This is a genomic window from Henriciella litoralis (genome assembly GCF_002088935.1).
Classification (GTDB): Bacteria; Pseudomonadota; Alphaproteobacteria; order Caulobacterales; family Hyphomonadaceae; genus Henriciella; species Henriciella litoralis.
Window position 1 is genome coordinate 1615992 of sequence record NZ_NCSS01000006.1, and the last position, 23055, is coordinate 1639046.

The 23055-nt window shown below is 59.1% G+C and carries 24 protein-coding genes; 16 read left to right on the forward strand and 8 right to left on the reverse strand.

The features are described 5' to 3' along the window. Positions 1-180: 180 nt before the first annotated feature. From B8783_RS11295 to phoB, 7 genes are all read left to right on the forward strand, one after another. Positions 181-1563, forward strand: coding sequence for a sensor histidine kinase (locus B8783_RS11295; protein ID WP_169711782.1), 1383 nt, complete (start codon positions 181-183; stop codon positions 1561-1563). 4 nt (positions 1564-1567) lie between these two features. Beyond that, positions 1568-2233, forward strand: a complete 666-nt coding sequence (locus B8783_RS11300) for an RluA family pseudouridine synthase (RefSeq protein ID WP_084420227.1) — start codon at positions 1568-1570, stop codon at positions 2231-2233. Positions 2234-2337: 104 nt separating this feature from the next. Further along, complete coding sequence (gene pstC, locus B8783_RS11305; RefSeq protein WP_084420228.1) at positions 2338-3744, forward strand: phosphate ABC transporter permease subunit PstC; 1407 nt, start codon at positions 2338-2340, stop codon at positions 3742-3744. Beyond that, complete coding sequence (pstA, locus tag B8783_RS11310; RefSeq protein WP_084420229.1) at positions 3737-5338, forward strand: phosphate ABC transporter permease PstA; 1602 nt, start codon at positions 3737-3739, stop codon at positions 5336-5338. The genes pstC and pstA overlap by 8 nt, the downstream gene beginning before the upstream one ends. A 59-nt stretch (positions 5339-5397) precedes the next feature. After that, positions 5398-6162 carry a phosphate ABC transporter ATP-binding protein PstB gene (pstB, locus tag B8783_RS11315; protein ID WP_233355876.1) on the forward strand — a complete coding sequence of 255 codons (765 nt, stop codon included), beginning with the start codon at positions 5398-5400 and terminating at the stop codon, positions 6160-6162. Between the two features lie 20 nt (positions 6163-6182). Then, complete coding sequence (gene phoU, locus B8783_RS11320) at positions 6183-6884, forward strand: phosphate signaling complex protein PhoU (protein ID WP_084420231.1); 702 nt, start codon at positions 6183-6185, stop codon at positions 6882-6884. Continuing rightward, complete coding sequence (gene phoB / locus B8783_RS11325; protein WP_084420232.1) at positions 6881-7573, forward strand: phosphate regulon transcriptional regulator PhoB; 693 nt, start codon at positions 6881-6883, stop codon at positions 7571-7573. The genes phoU and phoB overlap by 4 nt, the downstream gene beginning before the upstream one ends. On the opposite strand, the gene B8783_RS11330 is transcribed toward phoB, so the two are convergent. Next, positions 7574-8026, reverse strand: coding sequence for an Lrp/AsnC family transcriptional regulator (locus B8783_RS11330; protein ID WP_084422067.1), 453 nt, complete (start codon positions 8024-8026; stop codon positions 7574-7576). It lies immediately after the preceding gene. Positions 8027-8141: 115 nt separating this feature from the next. Between B8783_RS11330 and ald the strand changes: the two genes are divergently transcribed. After that, positions 8142-9263: an alanine dehydrogenase gene (gene ald, locus B8783_RS11335; protein WP_084420233.1), complete on the forward strand. Its 1122-nt coding sequence runs from the start codon at positions 8142-8144 to the stop codon at positions 9261-9263. Here ald and B8783_RS11340 read toward each other — a convergent pair. Further along, positions 9260-10273 (reverse strand): RluA family pseudouridine synthase, encoded by a 1014-nt coding sequence (locus B8783_RS11340; protein ID WP_084420234.1) that lies wholly within the window; start codon positions 10271-10273, stop codon positions 9260-9262. The two genes, ald and B8783_RS11340, sit on opposite strands and share 4 nt — an antisense overlap. Positions 10274-10357: 84 nt before the next feature. Here B8783_RS11340 and B8783_RS11345 point away from each other — a divergent pair, with 84 nt between their 5' ends. Further along, positions 10358-12073, forward strand: a complete 1716-nt coding sequence (locus B8783_RS11345; RefSeq protein ID WP_084420235.1) for an alkaline phosphatase D family protein — start codon at positions 10358-10360, stop codon at positions 12071-12073. 3 nt (positions 12074-12076) lie between these two features. On the opposite strand, the gene queF is transcribed toward B8783_RS11345, so the two are convergent. Together queF and B8783_RS11355 are read right to left on the reverse strand one after the other, a co-directional pair. Then, a complete protein-coding gene (gene queF, locus B8783_RS11350; RefSeq protein ID WP_084420236.1) occupies positions 12077-12541 on the reverse strand; it encodes a preQ(1) synthase in 465 nt (154 codons plus the stop codon). A 2-nt stretch (positions 12542-12543) separates the two neighbouring features. Beyond that, complete coding sequence (locus B8783_RS11355; protein ID WP_084422068.1) at positions 12544-13581, reverse strand: calcium/sodium antiporter; 1038 nt, start codon at positions 13579-13581, stop codon at positions 12544-12546. Between the two features lie 120 nt (positions 13582-13701). Between B8783_RS11355 and B8783_RS11360 the strand changes: the two genes are divergently transcribed. The 4 genes from B8783_RS11360 to B8783_RS11375 all read left to right on the forward strand — a co-directional run bounded on the left by B8783_RS11360 (position 13702) and on the right by B8783_RS11375 (position 16283). Next, positions 13702-14172, forward strand: coding sequence for a YybH family protein (locus tag B8783_RS11360; protein WP_084420237.1), 471 nt, complete (start codon positions 13702-13704; stop codon positions 14170-14172). A gap of 58 nt (positions 14173-14230) precedes the next feature. Next, complete coding sequence (locus B8783_RS11365) at positions 14231-15109, forward strand: ion transporter (protein WP_084420238.1); 879 nt, start codon at positions 14231-14233, stop codon at positions 15107-15109. A gap of 117 nt (positions 15110-15226) precedes the next feature. Then, positions 15227-15913 carry a molecular chaperone DjiA gene (locus B8783_RS11370; protein ID WP_084422069.1) on the forward strand — a complete coding sequence of 229 codons (687 nt, stop codon included), beginning with the start codon at positions 15227-15229 and terminating at the stop codon, positions 15911-15913. A 70-nt stretch (positions 15914-15983) separates the two neighbouring features. Beyond that, a complete protein-coding gene (locus B8783_RS11375; RefSeq protein WP_084420239.1) occupies positions 15984-16283 on the forward strand; it encodes a hypothetical protein in 300 nt (99 codons plus the stop codon). Positions 16284-16307: 24 nt separating this feature from the next. Here B8783_RS11375 and B8783_RS11380 read toward each other — a convergent pair whose 3' ends face one another. Beyond that, entirely contained in the window at positions 16308-17309 is a 1002-nt protein-coding gene (locus B8783_RS11380) for an NAD(P)-dependent oxidoreductase (protein WP_084420240.1), read from the reverse strand. On the opposite strand from B8783_RS11380, the gene B8783_RS11385 reads away from it, so the two are divergent. Continuing rightward, positions 17289-17756 (forward strand): TIGR02301 family protein, encoded by a 468-nt coding sequence (locus B8783_RS11385; protein ID WP_084422070.1) that lies wholly within the window; start codon positions 17289-17291, stop codon positions 17754-17756. The genes B8783_RS11380 and B8783_RS11385 overlap by 21 nt on opposite strands. Positions 17757-17766: 10 nt before the next feature. On the opposite strand, the gene B8783_RS11390 is transcribed toward B8783_RS11385, so the two are convergent. Continuing rightward, complete coding sequence (locus tag B8783_RS11390; RefSeq protein ID WP_084420241.1) at positions 17767-18492, reverse strand: glutathione S-transferase family protein; 726 nt, start codon at positions 18490-18492, stop codon at positions 17767-17769. 94 nt (positions 18493-18586) lie between these two features. On the opposite strand from B8783_RS11390, the gene B8783_RS11395 reads away from it, so the two are divergent. Next, positions 18587-19297, forward strand: coding sequence for a helix-turn-helix transcriptional regulator (locus B8783_RS11395; RefSeq protein WP_084420242.1), 711 nt, complete (start codon positions 18587-18589; stop codon positions 19295-19297). Between the two features lie 44 nt (positions 19298-19341). On the opposite strand, the gene B8783_RS11400 is transcribed toward B8783_RS11395, so the two are convergent. Continuing rightward, on the reverse strand, positions 19342-20091 hold the full coding sequence (locus B8783_RS11400; protein WP_139792343.1) for an RNA methyltransferase: 750 nt from the start codon (positions 20089-20091) through the stop codon (positions 19342-19344). A 73-nt stretch (positions 20092-20164) separates the two neighbouring features. After that, positions 20165-21616: a hypothetical protein gene (locus tag B8783_RS11405; protein WP_139792344.1), complete on the reverse strand. Its 1452-nt coding sequence runs from the start codon at positions 21614-21616 to the stop codon at positions 20165-20167. A gap of 107 nt (positions 21617-21723) precedes the next feature. On the opposite strand from B8783_RS11405, the gene B8783_RS11410 reads away from it, so the two are divergent. Continuing rightward, the gene (locus B8783_RS11410) at positions 21724-22938 is read left to right on the forward strand and encodes an NADP-dependent isocitrate dehydrogenase (RefSeq protein ID WP_084420244.1); all 1215 of its coding nucleotides are present in this window, start codon (positions 21724-21726) and stop codon (positions 22936-22938) included. The last annotated feature ends 117 nt before the right edge of the window (positions 22939-23055 follow it).

Here is a 23055-nt window from a genome sequence, read left to right on the forward strand (position 1 = left end):
TCTAAAAGCCGACTAGTTGACTGTCAACAAATAATTATCGAATTTCAATAACGTTTTGCAGCCTGTATAGAGAAAACGTCTGCATTCGGGAAAATCGGACGTTCTCCCGTCATTCTGGCATAGATATGGCACCGGACAGCTTGTCGGATTGCCCGGCTTCTGGTTTCTAAACAAATGGCCATGACAGATAGAGAAACGCACAAGACCCATGCGCGCCGCGCCGAACGCGCGCGCGACTTTATCGTGCTGACCCTTGGCGGGGCCGGGCTGATGACCCTGCTCGTGATCTCTGGCTCACTAGGTTTCGTAGAAGGGCTAACGGCAGCCCTCGTCCTGTTCGCTGGCGCCCTTGCCTATTTTGTGGGCTCGGTGCCGCCAGTTGTGAGCGATGCTACTTCCGTGGGCGCGAAACCTGCCACAGGATCGCGGGATCCGTCGATCCGGTCGCTCATTCACGCGCTGCCCTTCCCTGCTTTCTATATCTCCGAGGAAAGCCGCATCCAGTATTCCAACCGCCATCTGGATGAGATTTTCCGCATCAAGCATGTTGAAGGCGCGCTCAAATCCGTGATCATCCGCCAGCCAGATGTGTTGGCGGCCACCGACCGGGTTGCGCGCACCGGCGCGAGCGAGCGCGTCGAGTTCATGGCTGTCGATGGCGAGGAGCTGTGGCTCGCCCACCTCACATCGGGCCCTGCCCCCCATAGCGTTTTCGTCGTGTTCGAGGACCGCACAGCCGTCCACCGTGCAGAGCGGGCGCGCGCCGACTTTCTGGCGAATGCCAGCCATGAATTGCGCACGCCCCTGACCGCGCTGGCAGGCTTTATCGAAACCATGCGTGGTCCAGCGCGCGATGACCGCGAGTCGTGGGACGGGTTTCTGGAAATCATGCATAATCAGACGGACCGGATGCGCCATCTGGTGTCCGACCTTCTGTCTCTGTCACGTATCGAGTTCAGCGAGCATCGTCCGCCGGACACGGTCATCGACCTCAGCGATGTGCTTAGCCACACAATCCTGGCGCTACAGCCGCTGGCCGCCGAGCGCGCGATCGAATTGTCCCTCAGCGGTCTCGATCAGAAAGTGCCGGTCACTGCCAACTGGGATGAAATTGCGCAAGTGGTACAAAACCTCGTCGGCAATGCGCTGAAATACTCGCCTAAAGGCGAGACCGTTTCTGTCAGCATGGGTGTGTCGCCATCCATGGCGGAAGCCGCAACCTCGGCCACAGCCAATCAGAGCCGCTCGATCAGTGCCGTCCTCCTGCAACCGCGGGCCTCCTCCGAAGCGGCGGCGGCATGGATCAATGTGGCCGATTCCGGTCAGGGCATTGCCCGTCAGCACCTCGCCCGCCTCGGCGAGCGCTTTTATCGCGCAGATGAAAGCCGCGGCGGTGAGATTGAGGGCACCGGGCTTGGGCTAGCGATCGTCAAGCACATCATGGCGAGACATCGCGGTGGCCTGGCCGTGGCCAGTCGTGAGGGCGAAGGCGCGACCTTTGGCATCTGGCTCCCACGCGTCGAAACCGAGACCAAAACGCCGACGGCTAGTGTGAACGGCTGAGACAATGTCGACGCGCCCAGCGCCCCGCCCCTATTCTCCGCCGCCTGCAGATACACTCACAATTCACTACATCGACGCTGATATTATTGTGGCGGAAAAGCCCAGCGGATTGCTGTCGGTGCCGGGTCGCGGCAAGGACCGACAATTTTCGGCCTTATCGATCCTGACGGAGCGCTTCGGTGAGACATTCATTGTGCACCGGCTCGACATGGATACGTCAGGGCTGATTGCCTTCGCCCGCAATCGCGAGGCACAGTCGGCGATGTCCAGCCTTTTCGAGTCGAAAAGCGTGGAAAAGCGCTACATGGCGAAAGTCCTGGGCGCGCCCGCCGAAGAGGCCGGTCGCATTACGCTGGCGATCGGGCGTCGATGGGAGGACCGTCCCGCCCGCTGCATTGATGAAGTTTCGGGAAAACCATCCGAGACGCTTTGGCAGGTCAAGCGGCGCGGCGATCATGCCAGTCTCCTGGAGGTCACGCCCCTTACAGGCCGGACCCATCAGATTCGGCTTCACCTTGCCGCGATTGGCCATCCAATTCTCGGCGACCGGCTTTATGGCACGGTGGAGACCGTTTCGGAGCGCTTGTGTCTGCATGCAGGTGCACTCGCCTTTGACCACCCCCGAAGCGAAAAAATCGTCACATTTGAAAGTTCTGCGCCATTCGACTGACAGCCATCCACAGGCTTTAGGCCTCTGTGGGCAGTATGTGTCACATATGTGTCAAGCAGCGGCGTTAAGAGGCCCGTAACAGGCTTGAATTGGTGCGTGGCTGAATGCTTGAAACCTTCGGACATCTGCCGGTGTCATGGCTGCTTTTCGCAGTTGTGGCTGCGGCTGGCTTCGTTGCCTTTTTTGTAGGGCGAACGAACGCGGTTGCAATCGCGAACGGCGGAACAGCGCGCCTGAATTCTCAACCGAACTATCACGGCTACTTCGTGGCCATGGCGACGGTAGTGCCCGCCATACTTGTTTTGGGTCTCTATTCCCTTGTCGGCGACTCCGTCGTGCGAGGCGAGCTGGCAAATGAACTGCCTCAGCGGATCCGTGACCTCAGCCAGATCGAACTCAGCCAATATATCGACCGGATTGCAGAGCATGCGGCCCGCCGCGATGCGCAAGCGACCGGCAATGCCCTCTTCGATGCTGCGTCTGCGCGGTATACAGACTTGCTCGGCATCTCTCGCCTTGTCGCAATCGCGCTGGCCTTGCTGGCCGCGGGCGCTGGATTTTTCATGGCGCGCCGCAAATTGGCTGTCGAGTTCCGGGCGCGCGCCCGCGTTGAAGACGGGATCAAGCTCGTGCTGTTCCTCTGCGCCGCGATCGCTGTTCTGACGACAATCGGCATCGTGGCGAGCCTTTTGTTCGAGGCGGTCCGCTTCTTCTCCAAGGTCAACTTTTTCAGCTTTATCTTCGGTACGGAATGGAACGCACAGACGGGCGCTGATTTCGGGGCGATCCCGCTTTTCTTCGGGACGTTCATGATTGCGTCACTGGCGATGCTTGTCGCTGCCCCAATCGGACTTTTGTCCGCCATCTATCTGTCTGAATATGCAAGCGCGCGCTTCCGCAGCGTCGTGAAGCCGGTTCTGGAGCTGCTCGCCGGTATCCCGACCGTGGTCTACGGCTTTTTCGCACTTCAGTTCGTGGCACCTGTCGTCCGGGCCGCCGCGACCTGGATCAACGCGCTCCCCTTCGTGCCCGACACGTTTCTCGCCGCTCAGCCGACGAGCGCGCTCGCAGCTGGTCTTGTCATGGGCGTCATGATCATCCCTTTCGTCTCCTCGCTGTCTGACGATGTTATCAACGCGGTGCCACAGACGCTTCGTGACGGTGCTTACGCAATGGGCGCTACCAAGTCCGAGACGGTCAAACAGGTCGTCATGCCAGCGGCTCTGCCGGGCGTGATCGCTGCCCTGTTGCTCGCCGTATCCCGCGCAATCGGTGAAACGATGATCGTCGTGATGGCCGCTGGCCAGCGTGCACAGATTACAGGCGACCCAACGGCCGACCTTACCACAATCACCGTGCAGATCGTCGCGCTGCTGACAGGGGATACCGAGTTTGACAGCCCGAAAACCCTGTCGGCCTTCGCACTGGGCTTTGTCCTCTTCATTGTCACGCTGATCTTCAACCTGATCGCCCTGCGCGTCGTCCAGAAGTACAGGGAAAAATATGAATAGTCCGGACCCGCAAACACCGCCGAAGGGCTCATTCGTCACCGAAAAAGCCCTGAAACGCCTGAAGAAGCGCCACGCCGCAGAGGCGCGCTTCAAATTCTATGGGCAGGCTGCGATCGGCATTGCCGTTGTCGCGCTTTGTACGTTGCTGGTCTCCATCATTGGCCAGGCGACAAGCGCTTTTTCTCGCAACGTTCTGTCTTTCGACGTCACCATCGCCGCAAGCGAAGTCGACCCTGAGGGCACGAAGGATCCAGAAGAGATTGCGCGCAATGTCAGCGGGTTTAACCTGTTGCTGCAAGACAGCCTGTCGGAGCAATTCCTGCCAGAAGACGCAGGCCGCCCTCTGCAACGCGAACTCTACGGTTTGTTCACCCGGCTGGCCGTCCTGCCAATCGCGCGTAAAACAGCTGACAATATGTCGACGATCGGCACCCGGCAGACATTCGATGTCGCGCTGGCCGACGACGTTGATCTCTTTCTCAAGGGCGGTGTCACAGATCGCAAAAACATCAATCTGGGCGGTCTACAGGCGATAACTGGCAGCCTGGAGGACGGCGTCCAGATTCGTCTGAAGGATGACGCCACTATCAAGCGCCTTGATGATGCGCTGAGCGACTTCACGCCCGAGGGCACGGACACCAGCAAACCAACCGCGCTTGTCAATATCGGCGACACCTGGTTCCGGCTGGCCGGGCGCGACGGCGCCGCGCTTGATCTCACCTATATCGCTGGCACGAGGTCGCTACCGTCCGAAGCCGCTAAAACGACGGCGCTCGTTCTGGCGCAATCGCAGGAAAACAGAACGCTCAGCGATCGCCAGATCGCGTGGACGATGATCCTCAAGAAAGAAGGCCGTATCCAGTCCGTCTTCAACACGTCCCTGTTCACTCATTCCGACAGCACCTATCCTGAGCTGGCCGGCGCAGCGGCCGCTATTGTCGGCTCGCTTCTAACGATGCTGATCACGGCCCTGCTTGCCATCCCGGTCGGCATTTTTGCAGCCGTTTATCTTGAAGAGTTTGCCAAGAAGAACCGCCTGACCGACTTCATCGAAGTCAACATCAACAATCTGGCAGCAGTGCCATCGATTGTGTTCGGCCTGCTGGGCGCGGCGGTGTTCATCAATTTCCTCGGCATGCCGCGGTCCGTCCCGCTTGTCGGTGGTCTGGTGCTGGGGCTGCTGGTTCTGCCAACCGTCATCATCGCCTCTCGCGCCGCGCTCAAATCCGTGCCGCCATCGATCCGCACAGCCGCGCTGGGCGTTGGCGCGTCCAAGACGCAATCTGTCTTTCACCATGTGCTGCCGCTCGCGGCGCCTGGCATCCTGACAGGATCGATCATCGGGATGGCACGCGCGCTTGGCGAAACGGCGCCGCTGCTGCTGATTGGCATGGTCGCCTTCGTGGCTGAAGTTCCGGACGGCCCGATGGATGAATCCACCGTCCTGCCCGTACTGATCTATAAATGGTCAACTGGCGCCGAGCGCGCCTGGGAACCGATGACGGCAGCGGCCATCATCATACTTCTCATCTTCCTGGTCATGATGAACCTCATCGCGATCATTCTCAGACGCCGCTTTGAAAGGAGATGGTAGTCATGGACGGAAACATCGAAAATTTCACCGAAACGAAGAAACCGAGACAGGCTGCGCACATGGCTGAGATGAACAAGGTAGATTGCCGCAACATCGACGTCTTCTATGACGATAAGCAGGCGATCTACGATATCTCCCTTCAGATCAAGGACAGGGCCGTGACCTCGTTTATCGGTCCATCCGGTTGCGGCAAGTCGACCTTCCTTCGCTGCATCAACCGCATGAATGACACGATCGATTCAGCCCGCGTGAACGGCAAGATCTTCATGGATGGGATGGATATCAATGACCACTCCATTGACCCGGTCCTGCTACGTTCACGCGTCGGAATGGTTTTCCAGAAGCCGAACCCGTTCCCGAAATCGATCTACGACAACATCGCCTATGGCCCGCGCATTCACGGCCTCGCCTCCGGCAAGGCGGAGCTTGACGAGGTGGTCGAGGAATCGCTTCGCAAGGCCGGCCTGTGGGAAGAGGTGAAAGACCGCCTTTCAGCGCCAGGAACCAGCCTGTCGGGCGGCCAGCAGCAGCGCCTTTGTATTGCGCGAGCCGTGGCAGTCAGCCCGGAAGTCATTTTGATGGATGAGCCCTGCTCAGCGCTGGACCCGATCGCGACGGCCCGCATTGAGGAGCTGATTGATGAGTTGCGCGAGCGCTTCTGTATCGTCATTGTGACCCACTCCATGCAACAGGCCGCCCGCGTGTCCCAGAACACGGCATTCTTCCATCTGGGCAAACTGGTGGAGTATGGTGACACAGAGCGCATCTTCACCAATCCTGAAGACACCCGGACTCAGGACTATATTACCGGTCGCTTCGGATAAGCGACGGGAAGTGAGAAAAAATGTCTGAACACATCGTAACAGCGTTTACGGACGAGCTTGAACACCTGTCGGCTAACCTGCTCAGAATGGGCGGGCTGGCCGAAAGCATGATTCTGGACGCTAGCCGCGCCGTCGCCACCTATGACCTCGAGCTCGCACGCGAAGTCATCAAGCGCGACAAATCCATCGATGAGCTTGAAGCAGAAGCTGAGAAGGCGATTATCCGCCTCATCGCTCTGCGCCATCCTATGGCGACCGATTTGCGAGCCGTCCTTGGTGCCATGAAACTCGCTGGCGACATCGAACGCATCGGAGACCTTTGCAAGAACATCAGCAAACGCTGTCTCGAGCTGACCGGTGAAGAAAACCGCGCCGCGGTCAAAGGCATTGAGCGGATGTCACGTGCGGTTTCGCATCAGCTTCAACTCGCGCTCGATTGTTACCTGCGCCAGGATGTCGACGCGGCGCTGACGGTGCTTGATCTCGATGATGACATTGATGATCACTACATGTCATTCTTCCGTGAGACGCTGACCTACATGATGGAAGATCCCCGTCAGATTGGTTCAAACACGCATCTCATCTTCATGGCCAAAAACCTTGAACGTATTGGTGACCACGCCACGAATATTGCCAAGGCCGTGTACTATATGGTGACTGGTGAGCCGGCGCAGACCGCCCAGACATCTTCAGACGAACCTTCGCCCGGAGCCTCCAGTTGAAACCATTTGTGCTGATTGCCGAAGACGAGAAGGCAGTCGCCGAACTGCTCCGCTACAACCTTGAACGAGAAGGTTACGAGACCGCCGTCGCGCCTGATGGTGATGAGGCCATGATCCTGCTCGACGAACGGGTGCCAGATCTGGTCTTGCTGGACTGGATGCTGCCGAAAGTGCCAGGCATCGAAGTGTGCCGGCGTATCCGCTCGCGGGCCGAAACGGCAAACCTGCCGGTCATCATGCTGACCGCACGCTCTGAAGAGGCCGACCGTATTCGCGGGCTGGACACCGGGGCGGATGACTATGTCACCAAACCATTCTCGACGACCGAGCTGATGGCCCGTGTCCGCGCCGTGCTTCGGCGGATACGTCCGGCGCTGATTGAAGACAAGATCACCGTTGGTGACATCACGATTGACCGCACGACCCACACCGTCAGCCGCGATAATGAGGATATCCATCTCGGCCCGACGGAGTTTCGCTTGCTGGACTACTTCATCCAGCATCCGGGCCGCGTCTTCTCACGCGAGCAATTGCTGGACGGGGTCTGGGGCTCGGATGTCTATGTCGAAGTGCGCACGGTTGATGTGCATGTCGGCCGCCTTCGCAAGGCGCTGATGAGCCGCGGCGGCGATGACCCGATCCGGACAGTTCGCTCTGCCGGCTATTCCCTACGCGGTAATAATGGCTGATTAGACGGCTGCACGACGGAAAACGCTACGGATTGTAAACTGGGAGACAAGTCTCTCCACACCCGGCAACCGGGTCAATACCTGGGTGTGCACCCGCTCATAATCAGCTGCATCGCGCACCGCCACACGCACTAGATAGTCTGCTTCGCCAGTCATCAGATAACATTCGAGAACGTCCGGGCAGTCCGTGACAGCATCCTCAAAAGCGCGCAGATCATCGACACGCTGATTTTTTAACGACACACGCACAAACACGCTTGCGCCGCGCCCCAGCGCTTTTTCATTGAGGCGGGCTGAATACCCTTCAATGATACCTGCTGCCTCAAGCGCCTTTACCCGTCGATGAACCGACGAGGTCGACATGCCGATCTGTTCACCGATCTCTGCATGAGGGGCTCGCGCATCGCCTTGGAGCCGCGTGAGTATTGCTCGATCCTGACGATCAATCGTCATCCAAACCTCCATATTTGGGAAAGTTTCCCACCGAAAGAGAACTAGACACGAAAGTCGGCAAGAAATCCCAGTTTTTTTGAAGTATGTTTCGGTAAATTCTAATTGGAGATCACCTATGCGTATTGGCGTGCCTACCGAGATCAAGAAACAGGAATCACGTGTTGGCCTGACGCCCGAAAGCGTCGGCGACCTCATCGATTCCGGTCATCAGGTGTTTATCCAGAAAGGTGCAGGCCTCGGCTCAGGCTTTTCAGACGAGGACTACACGTCCGTCGGCGCCAGCATCGTTGCTGACGCAGATGCGGTCTTCAAGTCTGCCGAGCTGATCGTGAAGGTGAAAGAGCCTCAGCCAGAGGAAACCGCTCGCCTGACGCCGCAGCACACGCTCTTCACCTACCTCCATCTGGCACCAGACCCTGTGCAGGCCAAAGGCCTGATCGAGTCCGGTTGTACCGCGATCGCCTATGAGACCGTCACCGAAGCTGCAGGCGGCCTGCCGCTGCTTCGTCCGATGAGCCAGGTTGCCGGCCGCATGTCGATGCAGGTCGCCGCATGGGCGCTGATGCGCACGAAACGTGGTCGCGGCCTGCTTCTGGGCGGCGTGCCCGGCGTGCAGCCTGCAAAGGTTGTCATCATCGGCGGCGGTGTTTCCGGCACGAATGCGGCAGAAATCGCTGTCGGCATGCGGGCTGACGTCACCGTATTTGACCGCAACAATAACCGGCTTGCCGAGCTGGATGCGCAGTTCAATGGCCTCGTGAAAACGATGTTCTCAACCAAGGCCGCCCTCGACGCCGCTGTGAAGGAAGCCGACCTCGTTATCGGCGCCGTGCTGATCCCTGGCGCATCTGCCCCGAAACTGATCTCTCGCGAACAGCTGAAAACGATGAAACCCGGCGCGGTTCTCGTGGATATCGCGATTGACCAGGGCGGCTGCTTCGAAACCTCGAAAGCGACAACGCACGAAGACCCGATCTATGAGGTCGACGGCATCCTGCATTACTGCGTGGCGAACATGCCAGGCGCCGTGCCGCGCACGTCGACCTATGCGCTGAACAATGCCACCCTGCCCTTCGTCCTGCAGATTGCGAACAAAGGCACTCATGCCGCGCTGAACACGAATGCCCACCTTGCGAACGGCCTGACCGTCGCAGAGGGCCATATCACGCATGAACAGGTCGCCGACGATCTCGGCATGGCGTTCAAGCTGCCAGACTGGTTCAAGCCGAACGCCTAGGTCGGCATCGCTTTCAAGGCGGCTTTCAGATTTGCCAGGTCTTCCGGCAAAGGCGCTTCGGCGTGGATATCCTCGCCAGTGACCGGATGCACAAAACCGAGGCTCGCCGCGTGAAGGGCCTGACGGTCTAACTGCCGGGCCAGCGTTGTGGCGGCGATGAACTCATCGCCGCTACCATACGCCTTGATACCGCGATGGCGGCCATAGGTCGGGTCGCCGATCAGCGGCGCGTTGATGTGCGCCATGTGAACTCGGATCTGGTGTGTGCGGCCGGTTTCCAACTGGCAGCGGATCAGCGCGGCGGCCGGTAGACCGGTGCCATTCTCAAGCTCACCATAAAGCTCCAGCGCCTTGAAATGCGTGACGGCGTGGCGGCCTTCCTCGCTCTCTTCATCGCGGATAACCGCCATTTTCTTTCGGTCCTGGGTCGAGCGCCCGATCCGGATGTCGACCGTGCCGACCAATGGCCGGGGCGCGCCGCGCGTGAAGGCAAGATAGGTGCGCTCAATATCGTGTTGCTTGAAGAGGGCCGAGAGGCCCGCATGGGCCGCTTCGGTCTTCGCCGCGACCAGCACGCCTGTCGTGCCCTTGTCGATGCGGTGAACGATACCCGGCCGCTCAACGCCGCCAATACCAGACAGCTCACCCCGGCAATGATGCAGCAGCGCGTTGACCAGCGTGCCTTGCCAACTTCCAGGTGCGGGATGAACCGCCATGCCCGACGGCTTGTTGATCATGATGAGGTGTTCGTCCTCGAACAGGACGTCGAGCGGAATGTCCTCCGGCTCAGGTGTGGCTCGCACGGGCGCTGGCTTGTCCAGACTATAGGTCGACCCCGGCACCACGCCAGCGCGCGGATCATCGATGGGTCGGCCATCCACGTCGACCGCCCCCTCCTTGACCAGGGTCTTCGCCCGGGACCGGGAAAGGTCCTCGAACTGTTCGGAGAGGAACCGGTCGAGCCGGGTTCCTCTATCATTCTCGTCGGCAGTCGCTGAAATCTTGCTCATTGAACAGGCTTATAGACCTTGTTTCGCTTAACCGTCATGATGTTGCGGTACTGAGAGGTGCGTTTTTTAAGGAGGGCCTCGGCCGTGAGCACAATTTCGAGACGACATTTTCTGGGGTTTGGGGCTGGCGCGGCAGGACTAGCGGCCTGCGCCACGAGCGGTGATCCGCTTGCTGACAACCGCGCGGCATTTCCCGGTTCGGTGTCTTTCGATCATGGTGTGGCTTCTGGCGACCCTTTGAGCGACCGGGTCATCCTCTGGTCGCGTGTCACGCCTGCGGATGAAGCGACAACCGCGCCCATACCCGTCAGTGTTATTGTTGCACGAGATGAGGCGATGACAGACATCGTCTCGCAGGCAATGACAGAGACTTCGGCCAGCCGCGATTTCACCGTCAAATTTGATATTGACGGTCTGGCGCCAGCGACCACCTATTTCTATCAGTTCACGGCCAAGACGAGCAGCGGCGATGTCACCTCTCCCATCGCCCGCACGAAGACCTCCGCAGCCTCCGGCACCACACCCGTCAAATTCGCAGTGGTGTCCTGCTCGAATTTCCCATTTGGCTATTTCAATGTCTATGAAGCCATCGGCAAGCGCAGCGACCTCGATGCCGTTCTCCACCTTGGCGACTATATCTATGAATACGGCGTGGACGGTTATGGCGGCAGCGAAGGCAAGGCACTGGGCCGAAATCATGAGCCAGTGATGGAGATCGTCACGCTTGGCGACTACCGGATGCGTCACGCCCAGTACAAGCGCGACCCGAAACTGCAGGCGGCTCATGCCGTTGCGCCCTGGATCTGCACCTGGGACGACCATGAGAGTGCGAACAACTCCTACCGCACCGGCGCCGAGAACCACCAGCCGGAGACCGAAGGCAATTGGACCGACCGCAAACAGGCCGCCATTCAGGCCTATATGGAGTGGATGCCGGTTCGTGATCCGGAAGCCGGACGAGCAATGGGCGGCATCTATCGCAAATTCGAATTCGGCGATGTCGCCTCTGTCTTCTGTCTTGAATCGCGGCTGACCGGCCGCTCTGATGAGATCTCCTGGGGGGCAGAACTGGCAGGCGTTCCGGCGGAAGATATCCCCGCAAAAGCCGCTGATGTCATGGGCCGGGTGAGCGACCCTTCGCGCACCATGCTCGGCAAGGTGCAGGAGGCGTGGCTGGACGATGGCCTCAAAGCTTCCAAGGATGCCGGCAAGACGTGGCAGGTGCTCGCCAATCAGGTGATCATGGCCAGTGTGAAACCGCCAAATCTGATGGAGACCCTGACGCCGGAACAGCGCGCCGCGCAGACAGGTTATGTCGCGACGATGATCCCGTTCAGCCAGCTTGGCCTGCCGTTCAATCTCGACGCATGGGATGGCTTCCCCGCAGCGCGAGAACGTCTCTACGCCTCAGCCGAAGCGGCCGGTGCGCGGCTCGTCACACTGACCGGTGACACGCATACCGCCTGGGCCAACACGCTACATGATGCGGGTGGAAACCAGCGCGGCGTCGAGTTCGGCTGCACGTCAATCAGCTCGCCCGGCATGGGCAAATACGTCAACGATGTGCCTGATCTCGGTGAACAGTTCGCGGACGCCAATCGTGATGTCGACTGGTATGATCCGGACGGCCATGGCTACACGCTCGTTACGCTGACCGAGGATGAGGTCGCCTCCGATTACTATAAGGTTTCGACCATCACCGAGCCGACATACACGACGAAGAAGGTTGCGAGCTTCGTGTCAGTGCGACAGGGCGATGGCATGAGTAATCTGGCGCCAAGCGTCCCAAGCGCGGGCTAATCCCTAGCCCCGCCCGCGATAGGACGGCACGCCGGTGTCGGGGACGTACAGTCCCTCCGGCACCGGGCCTGTCTGCCAGAACACGTCGATCGGGATGCCGCCCCGCGGATACCAGTAGCCATAGATGCGCAGCCATTTCGGCTCGAGCAGGTCTGCCAGCCGTTTTCCAATCGCGACCGTGCAGTCCTCATGGAAAGCACCATGATTGCGAAACGAGGTCAGATAGAGCTTGAGGCTCTTGCTCTCGACCAGCCACTCACCCGGCGCATAGTCGATGACGAGGTGGGCAAAGTCGGGCTGGCCCGTGACGGGACAGAGCGATGTAAATTCAGGCGCCGTGAACCGCGCGAGATAAAGCGTGTCGGCATGCGGGTTCTTTACCCGCTCGAGCTTCGCCTCTTCCGGCGAGGCAGGTATGGCATTTAACCCGCCAAGCTGATCCAGTCCTGCATAGATATCTTCTGACATGATCAGACACCTCCAAAACGCGGCAATAGATTAAAACTGAGTGCCATATAGAGCGCGTAACCCGTGAGCAGGACGGCACCTTCCCAGCGCGCCAGCTTGCGGCCCGTATAGGCAAAGAGAAGCAGAAGGAAAACAGACAGGCCCAGCGCAGTCATATCCTGCATCGTCACAAGACTGGTCACCTGATCATAATCCATGGCCTGAACATCCATCGGCTGGGTCCGTTCCGCTTCATTGCCCGTCATGACACTGAACGGGAAGATCGCCGCTGAGACCCCCATAATGCCAAGCAGGTTGAAGATATTCGACCCGATAACATTGCCGAGCGCGACATCTGCCTTGCCTTTCAGCGCCGACATGACCGACGTTACCAACTCCGGCAGGCTGGTCCCGACAGCCACGATCGAAAGCCCGATAACGGTCTCGGAAATGCCGAACATGCGCGCCAGATCAGATCCGCCTGACACCAGCATTTTCGCACCGATCACGACGCCAACAATGCCCCCGACCGCCAACACAAGTGACAGCCAGAGCGGGCCATGCGTTTCAACGATTTCGGCCTCGCCCGTATGGACATCGGCCACCGGATTGCCCTTGCGCCGGTCAAGGACCACGGAAACTCCAAGATAAGCCGCAAGCAGGACGAGAAACATGATGCCCATCAGCCGCGTGAACATGTCGAACCACAACACGGCCGCAAACAGGATGGTCACGGCCAGCATGACAAGCCCGTCTCGGGCAAGCGCGCGGGGATTGGTCACAATCGGCGCGATGACACAGGCGGCCCCGATGACGAGCAATACATTGGCGATATTCGAGCCAATCACATTGCCGACCGATATGCCGACGGCCCCATCCGAGAGCGCCTGAAGGCTGGTCACCATTTCCGGCATGGACGTGCCGAAGCCAACCAGCGTCAGGCCGATCAAGAGCTCGGACATGCCCAGACGCCGCGCAACGCCCACCGATCCGCGAACGAGGATTTCCCCGCCAGCAAACAGCAGAACGAGCCCCCCAATAATCAGCAATGTCATAATCATCGGCATTCAGCTCCCGAATGGCCCTTACCGCCTACTGCCTGACAAATGGCGCGCAATAAAGCGAGTTTTCATTACACGCAGATACCATAAACTCGCCGTGTGAAATGGAAGGAAAATATCATGCGCCTCATCCTCACCTGCATCGCCCTGTCGGCCCTGCCACTGTTGCCAGCCTGTCAGTCGACATCGACAATGCAGGTAGCCGATATCGATGATGCGGCGACGGCCACGCAGATCAAGCAAGTCGTTATGCAACAGTCAGAGGCCTGGAATGAGGGCGACATCGTCGCCTTCATGGATGGCTATTGGCGCTCGGAAAATCTGAGGTTCGCTTCAGGCGGCACGGTGACCCGTGGCTTCGACCAGACGCTCGCGCGCTATCAGCAACGCTATAGCGACAGGTCGGCCATGGGAACGCTGACCTTCGACCAGCTCGAACTCGTCACGCTTTCGCCGGATGCGGCGGTCCTGCATGGCCGGTGGATGCTGACGAGAGCAGATGACGCGCCATCAGGTCTTTTCACGCTCATCTTCCGCAAATTTGACACAGGCTGGAAAATAGTGAGCGACACAACCACGTCGGCTGATTGATCGCTTTCTGATCGACGCTATGACAGTTCCTGGACTGGCTGCGTAAGCTGGAGGGGACATGGCACGCGCAACTCTCGACGAGAGAACGAGCAATTCCGGCTTTGAAGCCGCGATTGAAAGTAGCTGGTTTCGCAATTGCGTCACCACGCTGATCATTATCAATGCCATCGTGCTTGGCGTGCTCACCTATCGGGAAAACATCAACCCGCTCATAGTGACCGTCCTAGAGGTATTGGACCGGGCCATCACCTATGCGTTCGTGTTCGAGATCGCGTTGAAGCTGGTCGTGTTCCGCACACAGTTTTTCCGCTCTGGCTGGAACTGGTTCGACTTCACCGTGGTCGGCATTTCCCTCGTGCCGGGCAGCCAGGCTTTCTCCGTCCTCAGGGCGATGCGCGTCCTGCGTGTTTTGCGTCTTCTGCATGTTGTGCCGATGATGAAGCGCATCACTGAAGCGCTTCTCAAGGCCCTGCCCGGCATGGGCGCAATCGTCGCTGTGCTCGCCCTGCTGACCTATGTCTACGCGGTGATGGCGACAAATATGTACGGCAACACCGAGACTGAGGAAGTTCTTCAGCTGTTTGGAGATTTGCCAAGCTCGGCCTTTTCCCTTTTCCAGGTGATGACCATGGATGGCTGGCGGTTTGAGGTCGTGCAGAAAGTCATCGATGATGGCCATCCATGGGCGTGGCTCTTCTTCATGAGCTTCATCTTCATCGCAAGTTTTGCGGTCTTAAATCTCTTTATTGCACTCGTTGTCGATGCACTGGCGGCTGAGCAGAAAGCCGCGACCGAGGAGTTGATCGAGGATATCGAGGAAGACGCCGAAGCTGCAGAAGAGGAGCGCGATGAAATCATTCGGCTGCTCAGCGATATGAAAAAGGACATTGAGGCCTTGAAACGCGCTGCGGAGGGCCGCTCAGCCAGCACGCCCTGACGCGAATTTTCACGTGCTGAACTATCGCGGAAGCGTCCATTACAGGAAGTTGTACTTTTCAGGCGCTGCTTTTCTTCAGAATTAGTCTATACTTACCCCAAGATGAGCCTTTGGCAGATGCTGATTGATGGCGGAAAACGCCTCTTTGACTCCGATGCGCCGGAAGACCCGGTGAGCGGAGAGTATGGCTGCGCGCCTGATCCACATGATGTTGGCTTCACCGCAGCCGTCATCGGCCTCAGCGCCAAGATGGCCGCTGCAGATGGCCGCGTCAGCGATTCCGAAGTCATGATGTTCTCGCGGATTTTCAGGGCCGCCCCGGAAGACGCCATCAATGTTCGCCGCGTCTTCAACATCGCCCGCCAGACAGTGCGAGGCTATCAGGCCTATGCCCGCAAGATCGGCCGCAAGTATAAGGCCCGGCCCTGCCTTCTGGAGGGCGTCCTGGATGGATTGTTCATGATCGCCGGTGCTGATGGCGTGGTAACCGATGACGAGCTGCAATACCTGCGGACGGTGTCAGACAATTTCGGATTTGATGACGCAACGTTCCGGCGGATCCGCGCCAGCCATCTCGGTCATGAGCGCAACGACCCCTATCACATTCTGGGGGTCGCGCCCGATGCGAACTTTGCCGATATCCGGCGCGCTTACCGCCGCCTGATGGCGGACAATCACCCCGACCGGGTGGTCGGCAATGGCGCCCCGCGCCAGTTTGAGATTGCCGCACATGACAAAGCTGCCGCGATTACGGGCGCATATGCGCGAATTCGGGCCGAACGCGGCATGATCGCGGCAAATTAGCGGCGATTGCGGCTGAGAGATTGATTCTCGATACGCATGACCGCATCTTAAGAGACTGGAGGCCCACACAATGACAGCTGCGCGCACAAATATTTCCCCTGAGATGATCATTTCCCGCCTCGGGAACGGCTTGAGAGGGATTGCCCGCTGGGGCCTGCGCGGCGTGCTCGCGCTCGCGATTGTCTTCATGGCAGGCGTCATTGCGGTTATCACGGCTGCCGTCGGACTGATCGTGGCGGCTGTTGCCGTGATGCTGAGGCTTACAGGCGGGCGCAATAAGCCACAGGTTCGCCCGCAGCATGCCCAAACAGACGAAGGCGGCGTAACACTGGAAGCCCATCGCACTGCGCGCGGTTGGACGGTCGAATAGTCAGGCTGCCACCGGGCGCCGAACCTAGTCGGTTTTAACCGATTGCTCCTGAAATGCCGTGGCATCCACGATGTCCAGCATCGGCTCGTTCGAGAGAAACCGCCCAAGATTGTCCAGAAACTGCTCGTCATTGCGTCTGATCGTTCCGTCGGTCAGCGTTGAGCTGTGCGGCGTTAGCGTGATGCATCGATGAGCCCAGAGCTGGCTTTCCTTTGGCAACGGTTCCTCGCGTGTCACGTCGAGCGTCGCATGCGCAGGCTTGCCGCTCTCAAGCGCCCCCAGCAGCGCACCTTCATCAACGAGCGCCCCGCGACCCACATTCAGGAATAGGCTGTCAGCGCGCATCGCAGCGAAGAAGTCTGCATTCGCCATGCTCTCTGTTTCAGGCGTATGAGGGCAGCAAAGAAGCACAGCGTCCACGCTTCCAAGATCATCGCCGCTCACATCTTTTGGATGGATGATCCGGTCGGCGAAAGGTGACACCGCTGAGGACCGACGAACGCCAGTCACATGTGCCCCGAGCCCTCTCAGGCGCCGGCCAACTGCTTCACCGATATGACCAAATCCGTAAATCAGCCATCTGGTAGACCCGACTTCCCGGAATTCTATTCGGGGCCACGCCCTGGAGGCTTGCGCATCCCTGCGTTCTTGTCCGCAGCCAAAGAAATCAAAGGCTGCCCAGAGGACCCACTCGGCAATGGCTTCGGCCTGCACATGACAGGAGGTGTATATCTCTGCCTTGCGGCCAACTTTCTGCAGAAACGGGTTCTCCAGCCCCGCCGCGACCGACTGGAACCATCTGACACGGTCTGCGCTGTAAATTGACTTCGAGAAACTTCTGGCGGCTGGGCTGAAAAACGCATCCTGACTGCCATAGACCAGCATCGCATCAGTTTCAGCTTTGCCCCATGGCCGCCTGAATTCATCGCTATCAGATAGCACCAGAGGTGATATGTGTTCAGCAAACGGCTTGAGGCGAGGCTCAAGACGGGAGAATGTCTTTTCATGAATCAGAAGATCATACATTTGCTGGTCCTTCCGGCGCTCGCCTGCCTGACTTTAGTGCCAGCCCTGCCGGCGTATGGCCAGTATCAGGCTGAAGGCGATTACTCCGACACGCGCAGCCAGGACTATCTCCGCGATGTGATCGCCTTGTCGTCAACGCTTGGATCGGCCCACGCCATCCGGCTCACCTGCAATGGACGTGATGACCAGTACTGGCGCAGCTATATGCAGGAGCTTCTCGGCATCGAAGCGCCTTATCGTAGCCGTCTGCGCACCTCTATGGTCGACGCTTTCAACAGCGCCTTCTCGGCAGAAAGCTCCCGGCGCTCATCCTGTGATGAAGGGGCGGTCTCAGCCGAGAAAGTCTATGCCTCGACAGGCGAGCGCCTTGCCAATTCGCTGGCGCAGGCCAATTTGCCCAGCGGCGTCCGCGACGACGAGGCCGACGGGACATCTGCTGAGCAGTAAGCCTTCTGGATTAGGCCGCGATGAGCGAGGGCCAGCCCTGATGCTCAAGGTATTTTTCGGACATCCGCTGCATATAGCCCGCCAGATTGCCGTGCTCCTTGACGATCCCGCCCAACGGCGTGTCGAAATATGGCGTTGCGGTCGAGATGAGCATTGCCGATACGGATGCGTCTGCCACAGTTGGCCCATCACCGAAGAGAAAAAGCTGATCGTCAAGCTGGGCGGCGATGGCGGCAATGTCCCAGGCGGCAAGCTGTAGCTGCTCATCGCGCGAATACCGCCCGATGCCCGAGCCATAGCGGCTGGCCCGAATGCCGTCGCGCGTCTCTTTCATGATTTGCTCGCGCATCGCTTCAGGTGCGCCCATGAAGAACATGGCGGGGCCCTTTTTGAAGTTCTCGTCAATCATCCAGCGCTCGCCGGCCATGACGGCGCCGAGATGGCCCTCCGCCATGCGCTCGAAGGCCCAGGACTGTGCCTGTTGCTGTGGGGTAAGGCCATCCATCAGCGACTTGCCGAGCTTTTTCTCAAAGTGCGCGCGGATGAAATTGCTGTCCTGGATGATCTCGCCATCATCCTCGACATAGGGCGCCTTGTGCTTGGAAACGCTGTCGAGATCGGCGATGGCGCGATCAAATTCGATGCCAAGCATTTGCAGCTGGATATCACTCTTCATCACATAGGGGCTGGGCGACGGGCAGTCGAACATCGGGCCCCATCCATAAAGTGTCGTCATCTCTCTTGTCCTTCTCTGTTTGAGATGAAGGCTTGATATCTGCCCCCTGCTGACAGCATTATGTCAGCAGAGTGTCAGGAGGCTTTGATTTACGATGAGACGCACCGAACGGCTCTTCCAGATCATCCAGATCCTTCGCCGGGCGCGCCGCCCGGTAACCGGTCAGCATCTTGCCGAAGAGCTGGAGGTCTCGCTGCGCACGCTCTACCGCGACATGGCCGAACTGATTGCGCAGCGTGTGCCGATCCGGGGTGAGGCGGGCACCGGCTATGTCCTCGAACGCGGCTATGACCTGCCCCCGCTAATGCTCACCGCCGATGAGCTGGAGGCCGCTGTGCTTGGCGCGAAATGGGTGGCCGCACGCGGCGATGACGCGCTGGCGCGGGGCGCCGAAGACCTGATCGCGAAACTCTCGAGTGTCGTCCCACCAGAGCTGGAGCCGGTGATCGTCGATGCGGGGCTGCGACCCATCACACGCACCGATGTCCGCACCCTCGACAGTTTTGACGTCGGGTTGGCTCGCACGGCAATTCGCACTCAGTGTAAGCTCGTCATAGACTATAAGGATGAGCACGGCGGAGAAACGTCGCGCACAATCTGGCCGTTCCTGATTGCTTATTGGGAAACCGTCCGTCTGATCTGTGCCTGGTGTGAGCTTCGCCAAGGGTTCAGGCACTTCCGGACCGACCGGGTGACCCGCGCAGAACTACTCGACGAGAAATACCCCGAACGTCTTGCCGTCCTGCGCTCGCGCTGGGCCGAACATCGCCGCCGCAACGATGCCGAGCGTGGGAGCCAATCATAAAGAGCTTAGGGGGCGGATGCGGTACACGTGGAAACGTGTGTCGCTTAGTCCTCGCGCGTAATCCGCGCCTTACCGCGCCCAAGCGCAAGCGCCTTGATCGCCCCGCGAAAGGTCCGCACTTCCTGCGTCGTCCACTGTCCCCGCACAAAAGCATTGCGCAGATTGCGAGACATGAGCGGGGTCTTGTCCGGCGGGTAGAAGTAGCCAGCGCGATCAAGCTCATATTCGAAATGCTCAAACATGCCGATCAGGTCTTCGCGGCTTGCAGGCTCCCCAACGCCCGCATTGGCGCCTTCAAACCGGCCCGCCTGTCCCTGCATCTCACCCCAGGCATGCGCGAAGACGATGACCGCTTGCGCTAGATTGAGGGACGCGAAGTCCTTGTTGACGGGATAGGTCATGATCGCGTCGCAGAGGGCCACATGATTGTTGGAGAGGCCCTGCGCTTCATTTCCGAACATGACGGCGGTCTTGCGCGCCTGTCCCTGCAACCACTCGACGGCACCTGAGGCATTGGTGACTGGCTTTTCCATGCCACGCGGCCGAGCGGTCGCGGCGACGAGATAGCCGATATCGGCGCAGGCCGCTTCGACGCTCTCGAAGGCCGTCACCTCCACGCCTTCGTCAAAGGCGCCAGCTGCCAGCGGCTCGGCCGCCGGATTGGGCCAGCCATCCCGCGGTGCTGCGATCCGCAGCTCGGTCAGCCCAAAATTGAGCATGGCCCGTGCTGCAGATCCGATATTTTCACCAAGCTGAGGCTCAGCCAGGATGATGACAGGGGCTTGCGCGCTCATGGTCTGGTCTCGCATTTCAAATTTGCGCTTGGGCATTGCGTTGAAGTTTGGATCGTTAAAGCTGTCGTCAGCATCAGCCTGGCTGCAAAGCAGACAAATCGAGCGCTATCAACTTGCCAGACGCATCAAACTTCGGCGACAGCCCTGCAGACGCCAGCATGCGGGTCAGGTTCTGGCGTGGGTTGGACAATTCATCTTCCACAATGGCCCGGACCATGTCCCGTTGGCCCGGCGTTGCGCCAAGCAATTGGAGCGTCGTGAAATACACCGCCTTGTCGATCGTCCGGTCGCCGCTGCGCGCGGCCCATTCGGTTAGCGCATTCCAGAAGCCATACAGATCTCGCCGGCGCAGAAAGCCATCCGTAGCCAGCGCGATCAGGCTGCCGCACGCATAGTCGGCGTCGCTTGCGCCGCGCTGCCAGGCCGTTTCCAGCGGCCCGCTCTGGAGACCATGGGCACATTCCTCAAACGCACCCGCATAAACAGATGTCAGGAACTGGGTCCCAGTGTCCATTTTGCTCGCGACCAGCTGATACGCCATGGTATTGGCGCCGCCTTTGTGGATCCAGCCGCTCGACGGCCCGCCCAGTCTGGCGCCGTTTTCTGTCTGATAAAGCGGCATCAGGGAGCGCGCGATAAACCAGTGAAGATAGGCCAGCGTATCGCTGTTCGGTTGCGATAGCCCTGCCCCACCGAGCTCAAGCATCAAACTCGCACCGCTGGCACTGCTTTCTGCCGAAAGGCCCCGCCCATCACCGCCTTTGTAAGCGGCCATAAGCGTAAGCGGCTCGCTCAGCGCAAAGCCCCACCGCTCGCTTAGCTCCGCCGTGAGGTCTCTAACATCCTTGGCGAGGCGCGCTGCAAGCCAGTCAGGCATCGTGCCATCAATGACGGCGGACAGACCATGCGTCGCCGCGATATCGCCCTTACCGAGATAGATGTAATCGCCATCGCCGGTGATGGGATGCACCGCGACGCCATTCGTCGCTTCGCCGCGCACGATGATCGAATTTTCGGAAGAGACGCGCACCGCCAGCGGCAAGGGAGAACGCTGCGCCGCCAGCAAGTCGCCTTTCAGCCCCTGTACGGCCGATAGAGAGGCAAACGGCACGACACGGAGCTGACCTTCATGCACGGCAATGCCGCCATCCCGAAAGGGCACGAAAGGCGTAGGCTCGCCCTGCAATTTGCTCGTCAGAGGGATGATACTAAAACTGACCTTGGTCGCCGGGCGGTCGAATACGATAACGTCAATGCCATCGACACGCCCGAAACGGGCGTCATTGGTCTGTAATGACCAGGTGGCGGTCCGATAATCATTAGCCGACTGCACAAAAGCCAGCACTGACTGCGGGTTCTTGAACTCATAGGAAACGGTCCAGTTTCCGCTGCCATCCGGCCCGACAGACACGATTGATCGCGCGGGTTCTTCACTGGGCTGCTGGGCGTCCATATGATAACCGGTCAGCCAGAAGCTGCAGGCAATGATTGCCGTTAAAATTGCGCTTCGGACGGAAAAACTCATGGGCCGGGCCTGATTTGCTGCATTGCGATTGAAAGTCGCTTTTGACCAATCCACCCCTTCTGCTATAGCCGCCCGGGTTACAGTGCAACTGAAAGGACTTCCCCACGATGGCAAAGATCAAGGTCGAAAATCCCGTCGTCGAGCTCGATGGCGATGAAATGACCCGCATCATCTGGCAGATGATCAAGGACCGTCTCATCCACCCTTATCTCGATATTGACCTCAAATATTACGATCTCAGCATTGAGAGCCGTGACGCAACCGATGACCAGATCACCATCGATTCTGCAGAAGCGATCAAGAAGTACGGCGTCGGCGTCAAATGCGCGACCATCACGCCGGACGAAGCCCGCGTCGAGGAATTTGGCCTCAAGAAGATGTGGCGCAGCCCGAACGGCACGATCCGCAACATCCTTGGCGGCGTTGTTTTCCGTGAGCCGATCGTGATCTCCAACGTCCCACGCCTGGTGCCGGGCTGGACCCAACCTGTCGTCATTGGCCGCCACGCTTTCGGCGACCAGTATCGCGCCACTGACTTCCTCGTACCGGGTGCCGGCAAGCTGACCATGAAATGGGAAGCGTCTGACGGCTCCGACTCCAAGGAATTCGAAGTGTTCGATTTCCCTGAGGCCGGCATCGCCATGGGCATGTACAACCTCGACGATTCGATCCGCGACTTCGCACGCGCCTCGTTCAATTTCGGCCTGACCCGCAAATGGCCGGTCTACCTGTCGACCAAGAACACGATCCTGAAAGCCTATGATGGCCGCTTCAAGGACCTGTTCCAGGAAGTGTTCGACAATGAGTTCGCCGACGCCTTCAAGGAATTCGGTGGCACCTATGAGCACCGCCTGATCGATGACATGGTCGCAGCGGCCATGAAATGGTCCGGTGGCTATGTCTGGGCCTGTAAGAACTATGATGGTGACGTGCAGTCCGACACGGTTGCGCAGGGCTTCGGCTCGCTCGGCCTGATGACGTCGGTTCTGATGTCACCAGATGGCAAGACGGTTGAAGCCGAAGCCGCCCACGGCACGGTGACCCGTCACTACCGCAACCACCAGAAGGGCGAAGCGACCTCGACCAACTCGATCGCTTCGATCTACGCCTGGACACGTGGCCTGGCGCATCGTGGCCGTCTCGACAACACGCCGGAAGTCACCAAATTCGCTGAAGACCTCGAACAGGTCGTCATCGAGACGGTTGAAAGCGGCAAGATGACCAAGGACCTCGCGCTGCTCATCGGTCCAGATCAGGACTGGCTGACGACCGAAGGCTTCCTCGAAGCGGTTGCCGAGAACCTCGAAAAGAAGATGGCTTAAGCAGCCAGGCCTTCGGGCTAAACCAACTTTAGAGCTCCCGTCCGACGTCCCGGCCTAGAAATAGGTGGACTGTCGGGCGGGAGTTTTTTTATATTCGTGGCTGTAGCGAGGGGACGC